The following is a 15485-nucleotide window of genomic DNA, read 5'->3' as shown; positions in this document are numbered from 1 at the left end:
TAGAACGTGGCTAACCATCAGTGGGGGATGAAGGAAAACCCCCACTGATGGAAGTTTTACTTTATCCCATACTTAAAGAGTAAAAAGAGCATGAATCAAAAGAAGCATATCCTGCCCTTTTAATCACGCTCTTTTTATACTTAAGAATCTAGCGAAATTGGCATAAAATCATGCCGGTTTAGCGGGGAACAGCATATTGTGCAAGCTGGTCGCTAATTTGTTTCCCCATTCGTTTGGATTGTGCAGTTGCTTCCTCAATGCACGCGATAAAAGCTTGATCGACTTCACAATTTTGTAGTACTTTTAATCCTGCTTCAGTCGTTCCGCCTGGAGACGTTACTTCTTTTCTTAAAGTAGCTGGTGATTTTGTGGAATGCTTAAGCATTTCGGCAGCACCTAGCATTGTTTGAATGATTAATTGTTTAGCAGTACCAGCATCGAGGCCAAGATCTTGTGCTGACTTTTCCATTGCTTCAACAAGATAATATAGGTAAGCAGGGCCGCTTCCGGATAGACCTGTTACAGCGTCTAGCTGCTCTTCTTCAACAACGACGACAGAGCCGATTGTTTCAAAAAGCGTAATCGCTGTTTGACGTTGTTCGGCCGATGTGTATGCATTTGTGCTAATCGCTGTGGCTGATTGCCCGACCGTTGCAGACGTATTAGGCATCGCACGAATAACGGCTACCTCTTTTGCCGCAATTCCTTCAAGGCTTGCGGTATGAACACCTGCTGCAACAGAGACGAGCATCATCTCAGTTGTAATATATGGTTGAATGGATTGCATGGTAGCTAACATATCTTTTGGTTTTACAGCTAGCAAAACAACGTCGGCTTCTTTCATAGCTTCTTGTATATTTCGTGTCCCTGTTACACCATATTTTTCGTTTAAGGATGCTAATCTAGCTTCATTTGATTTGTTTGTCACGTTAATATTTTTAGGGTCTACCACTTGTTGGGCTACCAATCCTGAAATAATGGCCTCAGCCATAGAACCTGCCCCAATAAAGGTTATTTTCTTCATTTTCTTTCGCTCCTTTGTTAAAGTCAAAGGCTTTGTTAGCGAATGTAGCCATGTTTAAATCGCATTATGTAACAAAGCCAAATAAAAAAGATCTCTCATCCATAAAGGACGAAAGATCTTGCTTCCGTGGTACCACCTTTGTTCAACTTTCTCTTTTACGTTCGCTGAAAGCTGCGCTTTAAGATCCTTTAACGTTGGATATACGTCAGGTTTTCCTGAAGGCTCATAAGGTAGGTTCAATACATGAGAGGGTGGTGAAGCCTTGCAGCCAAAAAGGAGCCTCACTCTCTATTCACCGTCATCTATTTACTTGGTCTTACTCATAGCCAAACGATTTAATTACTTGTGATTATGCAGGATAAACAAGTAAACTGTCAATATATAATGTATGCACGATACAAAAAAATAACCACAATTATGCGAAAATAATGACAACGTCCAAGAGAAAATGTAAAATATGGATTATATAAGTGTAAGACTGTTGTGTAACAAATTTTTAATATAATGCTTTGTTAAAGGCTCTTGGCAATCAACAGCATCGTATAACAAAGCCCAATATAATGTTTAAGGTGGATAAAATAATGGTGAACTGGGAGAATAAGATCGCAAAGATTGCATTGCCAACACCGTTTGCGGTTGGTGACGTAAATGTATATGTTGTAAAAGGAGATGCTTTAACTTTAATTGATACGGGTCTTAAAACGAAGGAAACAAAAGAAGCACTCGATTATAAATTAGGTGAATTAAAGTTGAAAGTAGCAGATATTGAACAAATCGTTTTAACGCATCATCATCCTGATCATGCTGGTGCACTTGATTTCTTTTCCCAAGATGTGCCCTTGTATGGCCATAAAAATAATCAGCGCTGGCTTGATGGGAGCGATGAGTTTTTACATAGGTGTAATCAATTTTTTCTTGAATATGCAGATTTACTTGGAATTGAAGAAGACTTAAGAGGGAAGCTAACTTACTCTAAAGAAGAGAGAGCATTTTATAATGGAAGAAAGCTTGCTGCTTTTTTAGCAGAAGGCGATGAAATACCGGGTTTACCTAATTGGAAAACAATTGAGACGTTAGGTCATGCACAAAGTCATATATCATTGTACCGAGAAAGTGATGCCGTATTAATCGGCGGCGACCATGTAATTGCTAAAATATCACCCAATCCGATTATAGAGCCTCCGCTTTCCCCTGGTGGAGAACGTCCAAAACCATTGCTTCAATATAATGAATCGTTAAGAAAAATACTCAATTTTCCAATTTCAAAAGTGTATTCAGGCCACGGAGAGGAAGTTGAAGGTGTGGAGGAATGGGTTCAATTTCGTATGAATCGCCAGCATGAGCGTGCGATGCAGGTGAAAAAAATGCTGGAAGAAAAGCCGTTAACTGGATTTGAAATTTGTAAGCGTCTATTTCCGAAAGTGTATCGCAAAGAAACTGATTTGACGATGTGGGAGACGATTGGTCAATTAGATTATTTAGAAGACTTAGGGGAGATTAAAAGTGAAATCCAATCGGGTTTAACACTTTTCTCTATTGCGTAATAAGATGACAAGATTAAGAGGAAAAATTGTTGTTATTACAGGAGCTTCTGGCGGGTTAGGAAAAGAGATTGCAATTCAAGCAGCTAAACAAGGAGCTAGTGTTGTACTGCTTGCAAGAAGTATGGACAAATTAGTAGCATTGCGCAAGACACTTATTGATACGTTCGGTGTTTCTTTATTTGCATTTGAACTTGATGTCGCGAATTCGAATGAGGTGCGAGCCGTTTTTGAACGAATTGCGAACGAGGTTGGGGAAGTTGATATTTTAGTGAATAATGCGGGATACGGCATTTTTAAAGAAGCTGCTGAAACCGATATAGATGAAGCTAAAGCGATGTTTGATGTCAATGTACTCGGTTTAATGGCTTGTACAAATAACGTACTTTCTTCGATGAAACGTCGGAAAGCAGGGCATATTATTAATATTGCGTCCCAGGCCGGTAAAATGGCTACACCTAAATCATCGCTCTATTCGGCAACTAAATTTGCTGTACTAGGTTACTCAAATGCGCTGCGAATGGAAGTAAAAGAAGAGGGGATTTCTGTTACAACCGTGAATCCTGGCCCTATTGCGACAAACTTTTTTGAAACAGCTGATGAATCAGGTAACTATGTCAAAAGCATTCAAAAATTTATGTTAAAGCCGGAAGCGGTTGCTCAAAAAATTGTTGAATCCATGTTGACCGATAAACGAGAAATCAACTTACCGGGTTGGATGAATGTGGCGAGTAAGTTGTATTATTTATTTCCCGCAACAGCTGAACTAGTTGGGAAACGAGCTTTTTTTAAGAAATAAAATACTAGCAAGCTGTACTAAAAAGATAGACTTTGGTACAGCTTTTTTGTTCAAGGCTATGTTATGGAAGTTTCACTTTATTTTTAATAGCGTTTGTTTCTTGATCCTGCCTTTTGGAAGATGAATGGGTACATATATTTAAAAAACATAAGGAGGCAACATTTTGAAGCGAAAGCTGATAAATTTATTATGTTTGTTTGTGATAATCGGGTTAGTTGGTTGTCACCCTTCTGATACTCAGAAAGAGCGGATTGAAAAAGGGGACACAGGGTTTATTACCAGCCTTGAGGACAAACGAGTTTTAATCAAAAGTACCTATTATAAGATGACGAAGGAGACCCTTATTCAAGATTTGAAGGGCAGAGAGCTCTCCTATGAGGATTTAGAAATCGGAATGAAAGTGAAGCCATGGTATATAGGAGAGATTAAAGAATCGTTCCCGGCGAAAACGAAGGCAAAGTTCCTTCTTGTGCTGACTGACGCCCAAAGCATAGCTGAGCAAGAGGCCGTCACGAAAGCGATTAATCACGTGACAGAAGTTGCAAGTCAACGATTTATGGTTCTGCATGTACTCTATGAGGCGAAGGAAAAAGTTTATAACATTGAGATGATGAATCGTTCTAATACAGACACAAGCTTTACGGTTATGGTAGATGAGCGTAAGAATGAAGTGTTGTATTAATGTTAATTGAAAAATGAGAAAGGTAAATAAGGAGAGGCTTATATGTATATCGAATGGACAGAGAAAGCTTTAACGAAAGTAACGGAAAAGATGAATGGAGCTAGCGGGTATCTACTATTAAAATACGATACAGATGATTGCGGCTGCGCAGTTAATGGAGTAACCGCGCTTTGGCTTGTTCAGGAGCTTGATGCAGATTTTGAGAAGATTGATACGAATGGTCCAACTATCTATGTAGAGAAGTCGAAAATGATTTATTTAGATGAAGTGATGAAAATTGATTTTGTAGAATCAGCGAATTGTTTTATGCTCAAAAGTCCGAATGAAATTTTAAATCCACGGCTTAGTTTTTATCGAAAATAGTTCACACGAATAAGGCTGTCTCAAAGTTGATTGATTGTTGAGACAACCTTATGTATTTTTGGCAACATACAGTTACCACATTGGTTCATCCTTATTGTTTAGTTTATATAAAAAGGGCATCCAAATCAGTGCTAAAACAATTGTTATGAATTGTAAAGATACAATGATTTTAATAGGTAAGTTGAATGATAATAACGGTATGGAGCTTAAGCAAGGCATGACAGACAATAGGCTTATTTGGTTTCTTGACTTTTTTGATAGATATTGAAATGTTTCGCAGGAGGAGCATTTGAGCTTATTTTTAAATGTAAACATTTTGCAAAATGTTTCTCTCCAGCTCCATTTAGCATAACAATGCTGACAGGTAGGCATAATTAAGCACCTTCTTCTTTATCATAAACATATGTTTCTAAAAATAGTTTAACTTGTGCTTTATATTCTTCAGGATTTTCGTTATAGGACTGGGCATGAGCCCCTTTTTTCACTAAGTAAAGCTGTTTTGGCCCTCTTTTTTGCTCATATAAGGCTTGTGTCATGGAGGCGGGAATGAAACGGTCGGGCTCACTATGGATAAATAAAACCGGTTTTCGAATATTGTTTACATAGTCAATTGGAGAGACTTCACTTGTCCAGTAGCCATCGCGCAGTTTAATGAAAGCACGACCGATTGGGAAAACAGCCCATGATGGTACAGAAACTTCCTGACTCATTTGATGTTTAATTTGTTCCTCGAAGTTTGAGAAGGGACAATCAACGATATAAAAATCAGCTGCATCTTCAAGCATCCCGGCATATAAAAGTGTCGTTACGGCTCCCATCGATTCACCGTGAATACCAAGCATAATGTCGTTTCCTTTGCGTTTCTTTACCTCGGCTATAACGGCTTGTAAATCAAATTTCTCATAGTGACCGTAACTGCTCGTTTTACCGCCAGATTCACCATGACGGCGATGATCGTAGATAACGGCATTAAATCCAAGTTTCATAAACATATCGGCATATTTAAAAGAATTGATTTTGTTTTCGGTAACGCCGTGACAAATAATGATCCATTTTTTTGTATCATGGGGTTCAATCAATATACATTTTAACGAATAGCCTTCTGGAGAGGGAATGAGGAGTTCTGTTCTTGGTAATGCTTCGAACTCTTTTATACTAAACCGTTTTGCCTCAATTTCGCGATTTTGTATAAAGGCATCTTCTTTTTTCTTCATAAACATAATGCGATTGGACATATACATTCCGATGCCTATTACATAACTTAGAATGCCCGCAATGATAACCCACCATTTTTTCATGAAATTTCCTCCTCTTGCTGTTATTGTATCATTCTAAGCAAGAAATCAAAACAGAGGCTGTGTCCCATGATATAATAGTGGCAACGTAAGGGAGGGGTTTACTAATGAGCAAAAAACAATCGCGTACTCATACGTCAAAACAACAAACTCAAGATGATTCCTTAAAATTAGGGGATCTCATTAATGGAGATATCATGTCTAAGCTTCGCCAAACACAAAAGGAATTAACAGAAGCTGCACAGGTAAAAAAAGAAGCAGAAGAAGCGAGAAAGCGCGAAGAACGCAAACGACGCGAGAAAAATAAATCGTTTGAAGAGCTGTTAGAGGAAAGTAATTTAGATTGGAAAAATTATAAATAAAGAAAAGTCCCATATGTCATGAAACGGATATATGGGACTTTTTCGTAGATAAAAAGGAGATTTTGTTAGATAGATCACAATCTCGGTTGATAGAATAATCGCAGATAAAGGATTAATCTCGATGAATATGGTACACATTCGCCTTTGTAAGCTGGCGTAATACTTGCAGTTCTTCAGAAGATAGGGCTTTACTTCGAACAGCTTGACAATTTTCACGCAATTGAGCGACAGAGCTTGCTCCAGGAATTACAGCAGCGACAGTCGGTTCAGCGAGAACATATTGCAGAGCTGTTTCATTCATTTTTCGAGGAGACAACTTGTCCTTTAATAACGGAAGCAGTTCTTTTAATTCATTATAGCTATAGTCTAAATATCCGTCCGCGTTTAATTTACTTAACATGCGTTCACTTAATAATCCTTTTGCCACAGGCCCGCGAGCGATGATGCTAATGTTTTGTTCTTTTAATAAGGGAAGCCATTCTTCAGGACGACGGTCAAGCAAGCTATATTGCATCATAACTGAATCGATATGAGATTTCGCTGCATATTGTTTAATGACATTTGGTCGAATAGAAGAAATACCGTAAGCGCGAATATAACCCGCTTTTTTTAATTCCTCAAATGTATCAATTACTTCATCTATCTTGTCTTCCATTGTTCCTCCATGAAGTTGATACAAATCGATATAATCCGTCCCTAGGCGTGTTAAGCTATCTTTAACGGCTGTTTTGATGTAAGCACTTGAAGCATCCCAACTCCAGCCATCTCGGGCTTCATTCCAACGATTTCCGACTTTTGTTGCGAGGATGACTTGATCTCGGCAGGACTTTAAAGTTTGACCGACAATTGCTTCATTCATGCCGTAATCATATAAATCAGCTGTATCAAAATACGTAATCCCTTCGTCTAAAGCAGCATGAATAATGTCCGCTGCTTTTTTTTCATCGGTTCCAAGTGACATACAGCCTAATCCGATTTCTGAAACCTGTATTATAGAGTTTCCTAGTTTTCTTGTTTTCATTGTATGTACTCCTATTTCTCATTTTCTTCCTCATTTTACCTTAATTTTTAGTGAAGCGTGAAATGATTTGTTTTTTCATTATTTCATGAAAAAGAGGCTATTTGTTAGCCTCGATAGATTAAACAGTTTTTCGTTGTGGAGCAACAGTTTGTTGATGAACATCAGTAATCCATTCGTTGACATATCGATAGTGATGTAGCGATTCTTGGAGTTTTTGTTTAATTTCCCATGCTTTACCCGAGAATACAATACTTTTTTCCAACACGTATATTTTCATCAAATCGACCTCCACTGTTATTATGGTAAAATATATGAAGTTTCATGCTAAATAGAACAAAGGAAGTGGACAAGTTGAAAAAATTTGAAGAAAAAACATTGTCGTCACAAAAAATATTTACAGGAAAAGTGATTAGCTTACAGGTAGATGACGTTGAATTACCGAATGGAAAGACAAGTAAGCGGGAAATTATTAAGCATCCAGGTGCGGTTGCGGTCATTGCTATTACAGACGATGGGAAAATTGTGATGGTTGAACAGTATCGAAAAGCAATGGAAAGAAGCTTAGTGGAAATTCCTGCAGGAAAGCTTGAACCAGGGGAAGAGCCATTAAAGACGGCAGAACGTGAATTAGAAGAAGAAACAGGCTATGTATGCGAGCGAATGGAGCATGTCATTTCTTTTTATACATCTCCGGGGTTCGCCGATGAATTAGTGCATGTATATGTCGCTCATCAGTTATCGAAAAAAGAAGATGCTGCGTCATTAGATGAAGATGAATTTGTTGAAGTGATTGAGCTAACACTAGAGGAAGCGCAACAATATATAGAGGAAGAAAAAATTTATGATGCAAAAACAGCGTATGCTGTGCAGTATTTGCAACTAATGGAGGCGTTACAAAAATAGATGAAAGACTTGTATGCTGATTTACATATTCATATCGGCAGGACGAAGAGCGGCAAGGCCGTTAAAATTACCGGAAGTAAATCATTAACACTTCAGCATATTCTTGAAGTAGCTAGTCACCGTAAAGGCCTAGATTTAATTGGTATTATCGATTGCCATTCACCGGAAGTAATTGGAGAAATAGAAGAGCTTATTCAAAGTGGTGAACTATTTGAACTGCCAGAAGGAGGCCTGCGGTTTCAACAGATGACGATTATTCCGGGAGCGGAAATTGAAATTTATGATGAACATTGTTATGGACCGATTCATGTGCTTGGCTTCTTTCCAAGTATTGAAACGATGAAAGCTTTTTCAAGCTGGATGAGTGGGTATGTGAAAAACATTCATTTAAGCTCACAGCGTATCTATTGTGATGGAGTGACTCTGCAAAATAAGGTTCGTTCATTAGGGGGACTGTTTATTCCAGCGCATGTGTTTACTCCCTTTAAAAGCCTTTATGGAAAAGGAGTCAAAACAAGTTTAAGTGAAGTGTTCGATCCAGCAAAGATTGATGGAATCGAGCTTGGCCTTAGCTCGGACACACCAATGGTACAAAATATAAAAGAGTTACAGCAATATGTATTTCTAACAAATTCTGATGCTCATTCATTAGGAAAAATTGCTCGTGAATATCAAAAGCTACGATTAGAAGAAGCGAGCTTTTTAGAATTGAAAAAAGCATTGCAAGAAGTAGAGGGGCGAGCTATTGTTGCGAATTATGGCTTGAATCCGCTGCTTGGCAAATATCATGAAACGGTTTGTGGAGAATGCTATCAAAAGGTGGATGCCGGAGAAACATCTTGTCCAACATGTCACAGCAAACAGATTATCAAGGGAGTTTCAACGAGAATTAAAGAGTTATCTAGTAAAATCGAACATCACCGACCACGCCCGCCTTATATTCATCAAGTACCACTCGATTTTATTCCAGGCCTCGGGCCAAAATCATTGGAGCGATTGCTTCAGGCGTTTGGGACAGAAATGAATATTTTACACCGAGTAGCGATAGAGGAATTAGCCGAAGTTGTTCCCGACAAGCTAGCTCATTATATTGATTTAGCTAGAAATGGGAATTTGTCTTTTGAAGTAGGTGGAGGCGGCAAATACGGGAAAGTTAAAATGTAACGCATAAATCCAAACAACTCACATAGATTCTAGTAAGTGGAGTTGGGAGGATGAAAAATGAAAAAACGATCTGCCGTACAAAATGCCGTAATCCATCATATTACTGAACATTCCTCACTATACGTATTTATTACTGTCCTCTTCTTAATGGGGGTTATTTTTGGAGCCGTGCTTGTGAATAGTTTAAGCTTTACACAAAAAGAAGATTTGTTCTATTATTTATCGCAATTTTTTGGACAAGTTTCAGATGGGCAAATCGCAGCTACACATGAAATGTTTCAACAAAGTGTGCTTCATAACTTAAGATATATCAGTTTCATTTGGATTTTAGGTATTTCGATTATTGGTTTACCAGTCATTTTAATTTTATTATTTTTAAAAGGCATGGTCGTGGGCTTTACAGTTGGTTTTTTAGTGAATCAAATGGGATGGAGTGGATTTTTATTATCCTTTGTTTCCATTTTGCCGCAGAATATTTTTCTTGTACCTGTTTTTATTATTATTAGTGTGTTAGCTGTGTCGTTATCGATGAAAATGATTAGTCGTATTTTTTTAAAACAAATTCGCACACCGTTAAAGCCGGTCATTATGCGTTATATATTTTCTCTTGTTTTTTCACTAGTATTTATAGTAGTGGCAGGAGGAATTGAAGCATATATATCACCATCTGTTATGAAAAGTGTCGTAAGTTTACTTGCTGAATAATGTAGAAATTGATGTATTTCTACTATAAAAGCTTATTCGTATTATTTGTTTAAAAAGTTATTTGGAAAATTTCTTTTTATTTCAGAGGAAATGTATTTTGACAGTTTTCCCTCATTTGATATAATGGAACAGATATAGCGGCGCGGGAGGGAATTACGTATGGAAGAAAGAATAGATAGAATCAAAAAACAGTTGCACTCGTCCAGCTACAAATTGACACCTCAACGAGAAGCGACCGTCCGCGTTTTACTTGAACATGAAGAGGATCATTTAAGTGCTGAAGATGTTTACCTCCTTGTCAAAGAAAAGTCGCCGGAAATTGGCTTAGCAACCGTTTACCGTACATTGGAGTTATTAACGGAATTAAAAATCGTAGATAAAATCAATTTCGGAGATGGAGTATCCCGTTATGATTTAAGACAAGAAGGCGCTGCACATTTTCATCATCATCTTGTTTGTGTTGAATGTGGTGCAGTGGATGAAATTCAAGAAGATTTGCTTGAAGACGTCGAAGCGATTGTAGAGCGTAACTGGAATTTCAAAATAAAAGATCATAGACTAACCTTTCATGGTATTTGTCATCGCTGCCATGATAAAGAAAATAACGATAAAGATGAATAATAGAAAGCCTTTTCCTGTACCCGGAAAAGGTTTTCTATTTTTTTATATCTAACAATTGTATCCTGCTTCAAGGCTCTATGAGAAAGGAGTACTGTAGGGAATGAAAATGAAGTTTCAATCTATCTTTCTTCATCTATATGTATAAAACTTGTCTTACTGGGCATAGATTGGACATATAGAGATTGGTTGAGAGGAGAGAGTGAGTGAATGAAAGCTTCATTAGCCCTTATACTGCATACTTGTAAAGTTTTAATTCTTTTTGTGGGCTTCACTGTTCTTTTTTATATTGGAATGGTATGGTTAAATCAAGAATATCAAAGTTATCATCGTTACGATGAACCAGAAGGAGCAGCCATTAAAGTAACAAAAGCTGTTGACTCTGATAGCAATACATGGCTTGACCGTTTATTGTTGTTTTATTTAGATGGGGAGTAATGCAAATGGAAGATCAAATACGAGATTTTATTCATTTTTTAACAATTGAAAAAGGACTAGCTAAAAATACGATTGTCTCTTATGAACGCGATTTGAAATCGTATTGGCAGTATCTTAAAAATATAGAACAAATTAATGAGTGGAATGATTCTAGGCGAGTCAATATTATGCATTTTTTAGCTCAGTTAAAGGATCAGGGAAAATCGTCGAAAACAGTAGCGCGTCATATTGCTTCCATTCGCTCGTTTCATCAGTTTCTACTTCGCGAAAAAGTAACGAATCAAGATCCAACCGTACATATTGAAACACCGCAGCCTGAGAGAAGTTTGCCAAAGGTACTGAGTATGGATGAAGTAGAGGCCTTGTTAGAGGCACCGAAAGTGATGGATCATTTCGGACTTCGCGATAAAGCGATGCTTGAGCTTTTATATGCAACTGGGATGAGGGTGAGTGAAATCATTCAACTAGATATAAGCGATGTCCATGCGGCGATGGGGTTTGTTCGCTGTGTCGGGAAAGGGAACAAGGAACGAATTATCCCGATTGGCCAGACGGCATTAACCGCGATTGAAGCCTATTTGCAAAAAGGGAGAGGAAAACTAGCTTCTCATAATCGTACCAGTTCGCTCTTTTTAAATCATCATGGCAATCGACTGACACGCCAAGGTTTTTGGAAAATTCTTAAAAAGTTGACGAAGGAAGCGAATATTGAAAAAGAGATTACACCGCATACACTACGCCATTCGTTTGCAACGCATTTATTAATGAATGGAGCAGATTTGCGTGCTGTTCAAGAAATGCTTGGGCATGCTGATATTTCTACCACTCAAATTTATACGCATATTACGAATGTCCGTATTAAAGATGTGTATTCAAAGTTTCATCCACGTGCTTAGTAGGTACATAGATTAATAGAGAAAGGTCTCTTAGCTGCGGTTGAGAGGCCTAGTTTGTTTTTATACTTGTATTTAACGGACTTTGCTATGAAGGCTTCACTATATGATGTGGGCGTAAATTGCTTATTGGTCCTTATGAATGATACTATGATGGGTACAGGTTAGCAGTTAGGATATATCCGATTGATTTACTTTTGTAGGAGGAATCGTAATGGGAAAATTTAAACGTATATTTGTCATTGTAATGGACTCTGTTGGGATTGGTGAGGCACCCGATGCCGAGAAGTTTGGGGATAAGGGGGCCGATACGTTAGGACATATTGCAGAGCGGATGAATGGCTTACATATGCCAAATTTGGCTAAGTTAGGATTAAGTAATATTCGAGAGATAAAAGGTGTGGAAAAAGCGGAACATCCGCTTGCTTACTATACGAAAATGCAGGAAGCATCAACAGGAAAGGATACGATGACAGGTCACTGGGAAATTATGGGCCTTAATATTACGCAGCCTTTTCAGGTGTTTCCAAATGGTTTTCCCGACTCTTTAATCAAAGCTTTGGAAGAGAAAACAGGGCGCAAAATAATTGCGAATAAGCCAGCGAGCGGCACAGCTATTCTTGAAGAGCTTGGGGAAGAACATATGAAGACAGGAGCTCTTATTGTTTATACATCTGCTGACTCTGTACTCCAAATTGCTGCACATGAAGAGATTGTTCCACTTGACGAACTGTATAATATTTGTGGAATAGCCCGGGAAATGACGTTAGCGGATGAATACAAAGTCGGCCGTGTCATTGCTCGTCCGTTTATCGGAGAGCCAGGTCACTTCAAAAGAACGTCAAACCGTCATGATTATGCGCTAAAACCTTTTGATCGAACAGTGATGGATGAATTGAAAGATGCAGGCTTAGATGTACTAGCTATCGGGAAAATTTCCGATATCTTTGACGGGGAAGGAGTAACGGAATCTTTGCGAACTGTGTCCAATATGGATGGTATGGATAAACTTGTGTATACAGTTGAGAAAGATTTTACGGGTTTAAGCTTCTTGAATCTTGTTGATTTTGATGCCTTGTTTGGACATCGCCGCGATCCATTAGGCTATGGGAAAGCATTAGAAGAATTTGATGCACGATTGCCAGAAGTATTAGATAAACTAACGGAGAATGATTTATTAATGATTACGGCTGACCACGGAAATGATCCCATTCATCATGGAACAGACCATACACGTGAATATGTGCCTCTATTGATTTATTCAAAACGTTTTCAATCCGGCGGTCGACAACTGCCTATTCGTCAAACATTTGCAGATATTGGTGCGACGGTAGCAGATAATTTTAAGGTGAAGATGCCTTCGTATGGAAAAAGTATGTTAGCTGAATTAAATGAAGGAGGGGCTTGATGATGTACGAGCAATTAGAAAAGGCAGCTGCTTTTATTAAAAGCAAGATAACAGACGTTCCTTCAGTTGGTTTAATTCTTGGTTCAGGCTTAGGTGTTTTAGCGGCTGAAATTGAACAGCCTATCGTATTACCTTATCAAGAAATTCCTAATTTTCCTGTGTCTACTGTGGAAGGACATGCAGGGCAATTGGTAATTGGAAAGCTGAGCGGTAAAACAGTAGTGGCTATGCAGGGGCGTTTCCACTTTTATGAAGGATATTCTATGAGTCAAGTGACATTTCCGGTCCGAGTTATGAAATTATTAGGTGTAGAAACACTAATTGTGACCAATGCTGCGGGAAGTGTAAATGAAAGCTTTACTCCTGGAGATTTAATGCTCATTACTGATCACATTAATTGTATGGGAACTAATCCTTTAATCGGTTCCAATGATGCACGTTTTGGCCCGCGTTTTCCAGATATGTCAGAAGCGTATAATAAAGAACTGCGAAGTTTAGCTAAACAAATTGCTGCAACGCAAGGGTTAGATCTTAAAGAAGGTGTGTATGTCGGTAATACTGGTCCCGCTTATGAAACACCAGCAGAAGTAAGAATGGCAAGGGTAATCGGCGGGGATGCAGTTGGAATGTCGACTGTTCCTGAAGTGATAGTGGCAAGACATTGCGGTTTAAAAGTACTTGGTATTTCTTGTATGACTAATATGGCTGCCGGTATTTTGGATCAGCCACTATCTCATGAAGAGGTTATTGAAACGACGGAAAAAGTAAAAAGTCGTTTTTTACGCTTTGTTAAAGAAATTGTAAAAGAGTTGTAAGCAATTTACGAAGGTGAGGAACTTCAGATGAGAATGGTAGATTTGATTGAAAAAAAGCGGGATGGACACGAGTTAACGACGGAAGAAATGACGTTTATTATTCAAGGTTTTACCGATGGTTCGCTTCCTGATTATCAAATGAGCGCCTGGGCGATGGCTGTATATTTTCAAGGACTAACGGAAAGAGAATGTGCGGATTTAACGATGGCAATGGTTCAATCAGGTGATCAGATTGACTTATCTAAGATTGAAGGAATTAAGGTTGATAAACACTCTACAGGCGGGGTAGGCGATACGACAACGCTCGTATTAGGACCATTGGTTGCTTCTGTGGGGGTGCCTGTGGCAAAAATGTCAGGGCGTGGTTTAGGTCATACAGGTGGAACTGTAGATAAGTTAGAAGCAGTTGCTGGTTTTCATGTTGAAATAGAAAATGAACAATTTATTGAACTTGTAAACAAAAATAAATTGGCTGTCATCGGTCAAAGTGGAAATTTAACACCAGCGGATAAAAAGCTTTATGCGCTTCGTGATGTCACTGCAACGGTTAATAGTATGGGGTTGATTGCAAGCTCGATTATGAGTAAAAAAATTGCAGCGGGTGCCGACGCGATTGTTCTCGATGTGAAAACAGGCGCAGGGGCTTTTATGAAAACCCTCGAAGACTCGGAGGCATTGGCTCATGCGATGGTTCAGATTGGGAATAATGTCGGTCGCCAGACAATGGCTGTTATTTCTGATATGAGCCAGCCGCTTGGCTTTGCGATTGGGAATGCACTTGAGGTGAAAGAAGCCATCGATACACTGAAAGGTAAAGGCCCTGAGGATTTAACAGAGCTTTCTTTAACACTTGGAAGTTATATGGTTTATTTAGCGAAAAAAGCAAGATCTTTAGATGAAGCAAGAGCGCGATTGACACAAGCTATTCAAGACGGTTCTGCACTTGAAACGTTTAGAAAGTTTCTAATTGCTCAAGGTGGCGATGGTTCTGTCGTTGATCATCCTGAGAAGCTTCCGCAAGCATCCTTTGTTTATGAACTTCAAGCAAAAGAGTCAGGCTATGTTTCTGAAATTGTAGCCGATGAGATAGGTACAGCGGCTATGCTGCTAGGTGCAGGAAGGGCGACAAAAGAGTCCAAAATTGACTTAGCGGTTGGCTTAGTGCTTCGTAAGAAAATTGGTGATTATGTTGAGCAAGGCGAATCACTCGTTACCATTTACAGCAATGTTGAAGATGTAAAAGCTGTTAAGGAAAAGTTATATAATCATATCTCCATTTCTAAAGAACGAGTATCGCAACCGACACTTATTTATAAAGAGATTTTATATTGACCACTCCCATGGCTAAAGCCGCTGGGGTTCTTTCTCACAAATATCCCGCTTATCATCTTCCATAAGAAGAGGCAGAGGCGAGACTTGGGTGAGCAACACTTGAAAGAAAAACAGTCTTTCAA

At 38.6% G+C, this 15485-nt stretch carries 19 protein-coding genes; 14 read left to right on the top strand and 5 right to left on the bottom strand.

Annotated elements, in window-relative coordinates; translation table 11 throughout:
• Positions 1-178 precede the first annotated feature (178 nt).
• On the bottom strand, positions 179-1024 hold the full coding sequence (gene proC / locus V7068_RS02590) for a pyrroline-5-carboxylate reductase (RefSeq protein WP_499710858.1): 846 nt from the start codon (positions 1022-1024) through the stop codon (positions 179-181).
• A gap of 581 nt (positions 1025-1605) precedes the next feature.
• Between proC and V7068_RS02585 the strand changes: the two genes are divergently transcribed.
• The 4 genes from V7068_RS02585 to V7068_RS02570 all read left to right on the top strand — a co-directional run bounded on the left by V7068_RS02585 (position 1606) and on the right by V7068_RS02570 (position 4409).
• A complete protein-coding gene (locus V7068_RS02585) occupies positions 1606-2568 on the top strand; it encodes an MBL fold metallo-hydrolase (RefSeq protein WP_499710857.1) in 963 nt (320 codons plus the stop codon).
• Positions 2569-2572: 4 nt separating this feature from the next.
• On the top strand, positions 2573-3364 hold the full coding sequence (locus tag V7068_RS02580; protein ID WP_499710856.1) for an SDR family NAD(P)-dependent oxidoreductase: 792 nt from the start codon (positions 2573-2575) through the stop codon (positions 3362-3364).
• A gap of 163 nt (positions 3365-3527) precedes the next feature.
• Positions 3528-4046: a DUF3221 domain-containing protein gene (locus tag V7068_RS02575; RefSeq protein ID WP_499710854.1), complete on the top strand. Its 519-nt coding sequence runs from the start codon at positions 3528-3530 to the stop codon at positions 4044-4046.
• A 42-nt stretch (positions 4047-4088) separates the two neighbouring features.
• Positions 4089-4409, top strand: a complete 321-nt coding sequence (locus V7068_RS02570) for an iron-sulfur cluster biosynthesis family protein (protein WP_403147500.1) — start codon at positions 4089-4091, stop codon at positions 4407-4409.
• A 72-nt stretch (positions 4410-4481) separates the two neighbouring features.
• On the opposite strand, the gene V7068_RS02565 is transcribed toward V7068_RS02570, so the two are convergent.
• Complete coding sequence (locus tag V7068_RS02565) at positions 4482-4781, bottom strand: TIGR04104 family putative zinc finger protein (protein WP_499710853.1); 300 nt, start codon at positions 4779-4781, stop codon at positions 4482-4484.
• Positions 4782-4783: 2 nt separating this feature from the next.
• Complete coding sequence (locus tag V7068_RS02560; protein WP_499710851.1) at positions 4784-5707, bottom strand: alpha/beta hydrolase; 924 nt, start codon at positions 5705-5707, stop codon at positions 4784-4786.
• Positions 5708-5811: 104 nt separating this feature from the next.
• Here V7068_RS02560 and V7068_RS02555 point away from each other — a divergent pair, with 104 nt between their 5' ends.
• Entirely contained in the window at positions 5812-6066 is a 255-nt protein-coding gene (locus tag V7068_RS02555; protein WP_499710850.1) for a YqkE family protein, read from the top strand.
• A 112-nt stretch (positions 6067-6178) separates the two neighbouring features.
• Here V7068_RS02555 and V7068_RS02550 read toward each other — a convergent pair whose 3' ends face one another.
• Together V7068_RS02550 and mciZ are read right to left on the bottom strand one after the other, a co-directional pair.
• The gene (locus V7068_RS02550; protein WP_499710848.1) at positions 6179-7087 is read right to left on the bottom strand and encodes an aldo/keto reductase; all 909 of its coding nucleotides are present in this window, start codon (positions 7085-7087) and stop codon (positions 6179-6181) included.
• 118 nt (positions 7088-7205) lie between these two features.
• Positions 7206-7364: a Z-ring formation inhibitor MciZ gene (mciZ, locus tag V7068_RS02545; RefSeq protein WP_119115413.1), complete on the bottom strand. Its 159-nt coding sequence runs from the start codon at positions 7362-7364 to the stop codon at positions 7206-7208.
• 74 nt (positions 7365-7438) lie between these two features.
• Here mciZ and V7068_RS02540 point away from each other — a divergent pair, with 74 nt between their 5' ends.
• The 9 genes from V7068_RS02540 (at position 7439) to V7068_RS02500 (ending at position 15363) form a co-directional block, all read left to right on the top strand.
• On the top strand, positions 7439-7990 hold the full coding sequence (locus tag V7068_RS02540) for an NUDIX domain-containing protein (RefSeq protein WP_499710846.1): 552 nt from the start codon (positions 7439-7441) through the stop codon (positions 7988-7990).
• Positions 7991-9154: an endonuclease Q family protein gene (locus tag V7068_RS02535; RefSeq protein WP_499710845.1), complete on the top strand. Its 1164-nt coding sequence runs from the start codon at positions 7991-7993 to the stop codon at positions 9152-9154.
• Between the two features lie 57 nt (positions 9155-9211).
• The gene (spoIIM, locus tag V7068_RS02530) at positions 9212-9859 is read left to right on the top strand and encodes a stage II sporulation protein M (protein WP_499710844.1); all 648 of its coding nucleotides are present in this window, start codon (positions 9212-9214) and stop codon (positions 9857-9859) included.
• A gap of 159 nt (positions 9860-10018) precedes the next feature.
• Entirely contained in the window at positions 10019-10480 is a 462-nt protein-coding gene (fur, locus tag V7068_RS02525; protein ID WP_252290559.1) for a ferric iron uptake transcriptional regulator, read from the top strand.
• Between the two features lie 207 nt (positions 10481-10687).
• Complete coding sequence (locus V7068_RS02520) at positions 10688-10915, top strand: YqzK family protein (protein ID WP_127761234.1); 228 nt, start codon at positions 10688-10690, stop codon at positions 10913-10915.
• 5 nt (positions 10916-10920) lie between these two features.
• Positions 10921-11811 carry a site-specific tyrosine recombinase XerD gene (gene xerD / locus V7068_RS02515; protein WP_499710842.1) on the top strand — a complete coding sequence of 297 codons (891 nt, stop codon included), beginning with the start codon at positions 10921-10923 and terminating at the stop codon, positions 11809-11811.
• A gap of 211 nt (positions 11812-12022) precedes the next feature.
• Positions 12023-13216: a phosphopentomutase gene (deoB, locus tag V7068_RS02510; protein WP_127761232.1), complete on the top strand. Its 1194-nt coding sequence runs from the start codon at positions 12023-12025 to the stop codon at positions 13214-13216.
• On the top strand, positions 13216-14031 hold the full coding sequence (locus tag V7068_RS02505; protein ID WP_252282566.1) for a purine-nucleoside phosphorylase: 816 nt from the start codon (positions 13216-13218) through the stop codon (positions 14029-14031). The genes deoB and V7068_RS02505 overlap by 1 nt, the downstream gene beginning before the upstream one ends.
• Positions 14032-14058: 27 nt before the next feature.
• Positions 14059-15363 carry a pyrimidine-nucleoside phosphorylase gene (locus V7068_RS02500; protein WP_499710840.1) on the top strand — a complete coding sequence of 435 codons (1305 nt, stop codon included), beginning with the start codon at positions 14059-14061 and terminating at the stop codon, positions 15361-15363.
• Positions 15364-15485: the final 122 nt, after the last annotated feature.

Source organism: Bacillus sp. JJ634 (genome assembly GCF_036962285.1).
GTDB classification, from domain to species: domain Bacteria; phylum Bacillota; class Bacilli; order Bacillales; family DSM-1321; genus Peribacillus; species Peribacillus asahii_A.
The sequence above is the reverse complement of the archived record's forward strand: the minus strand, read 5'-3'. Positions and strand labels throughout refer to the sequence as shown.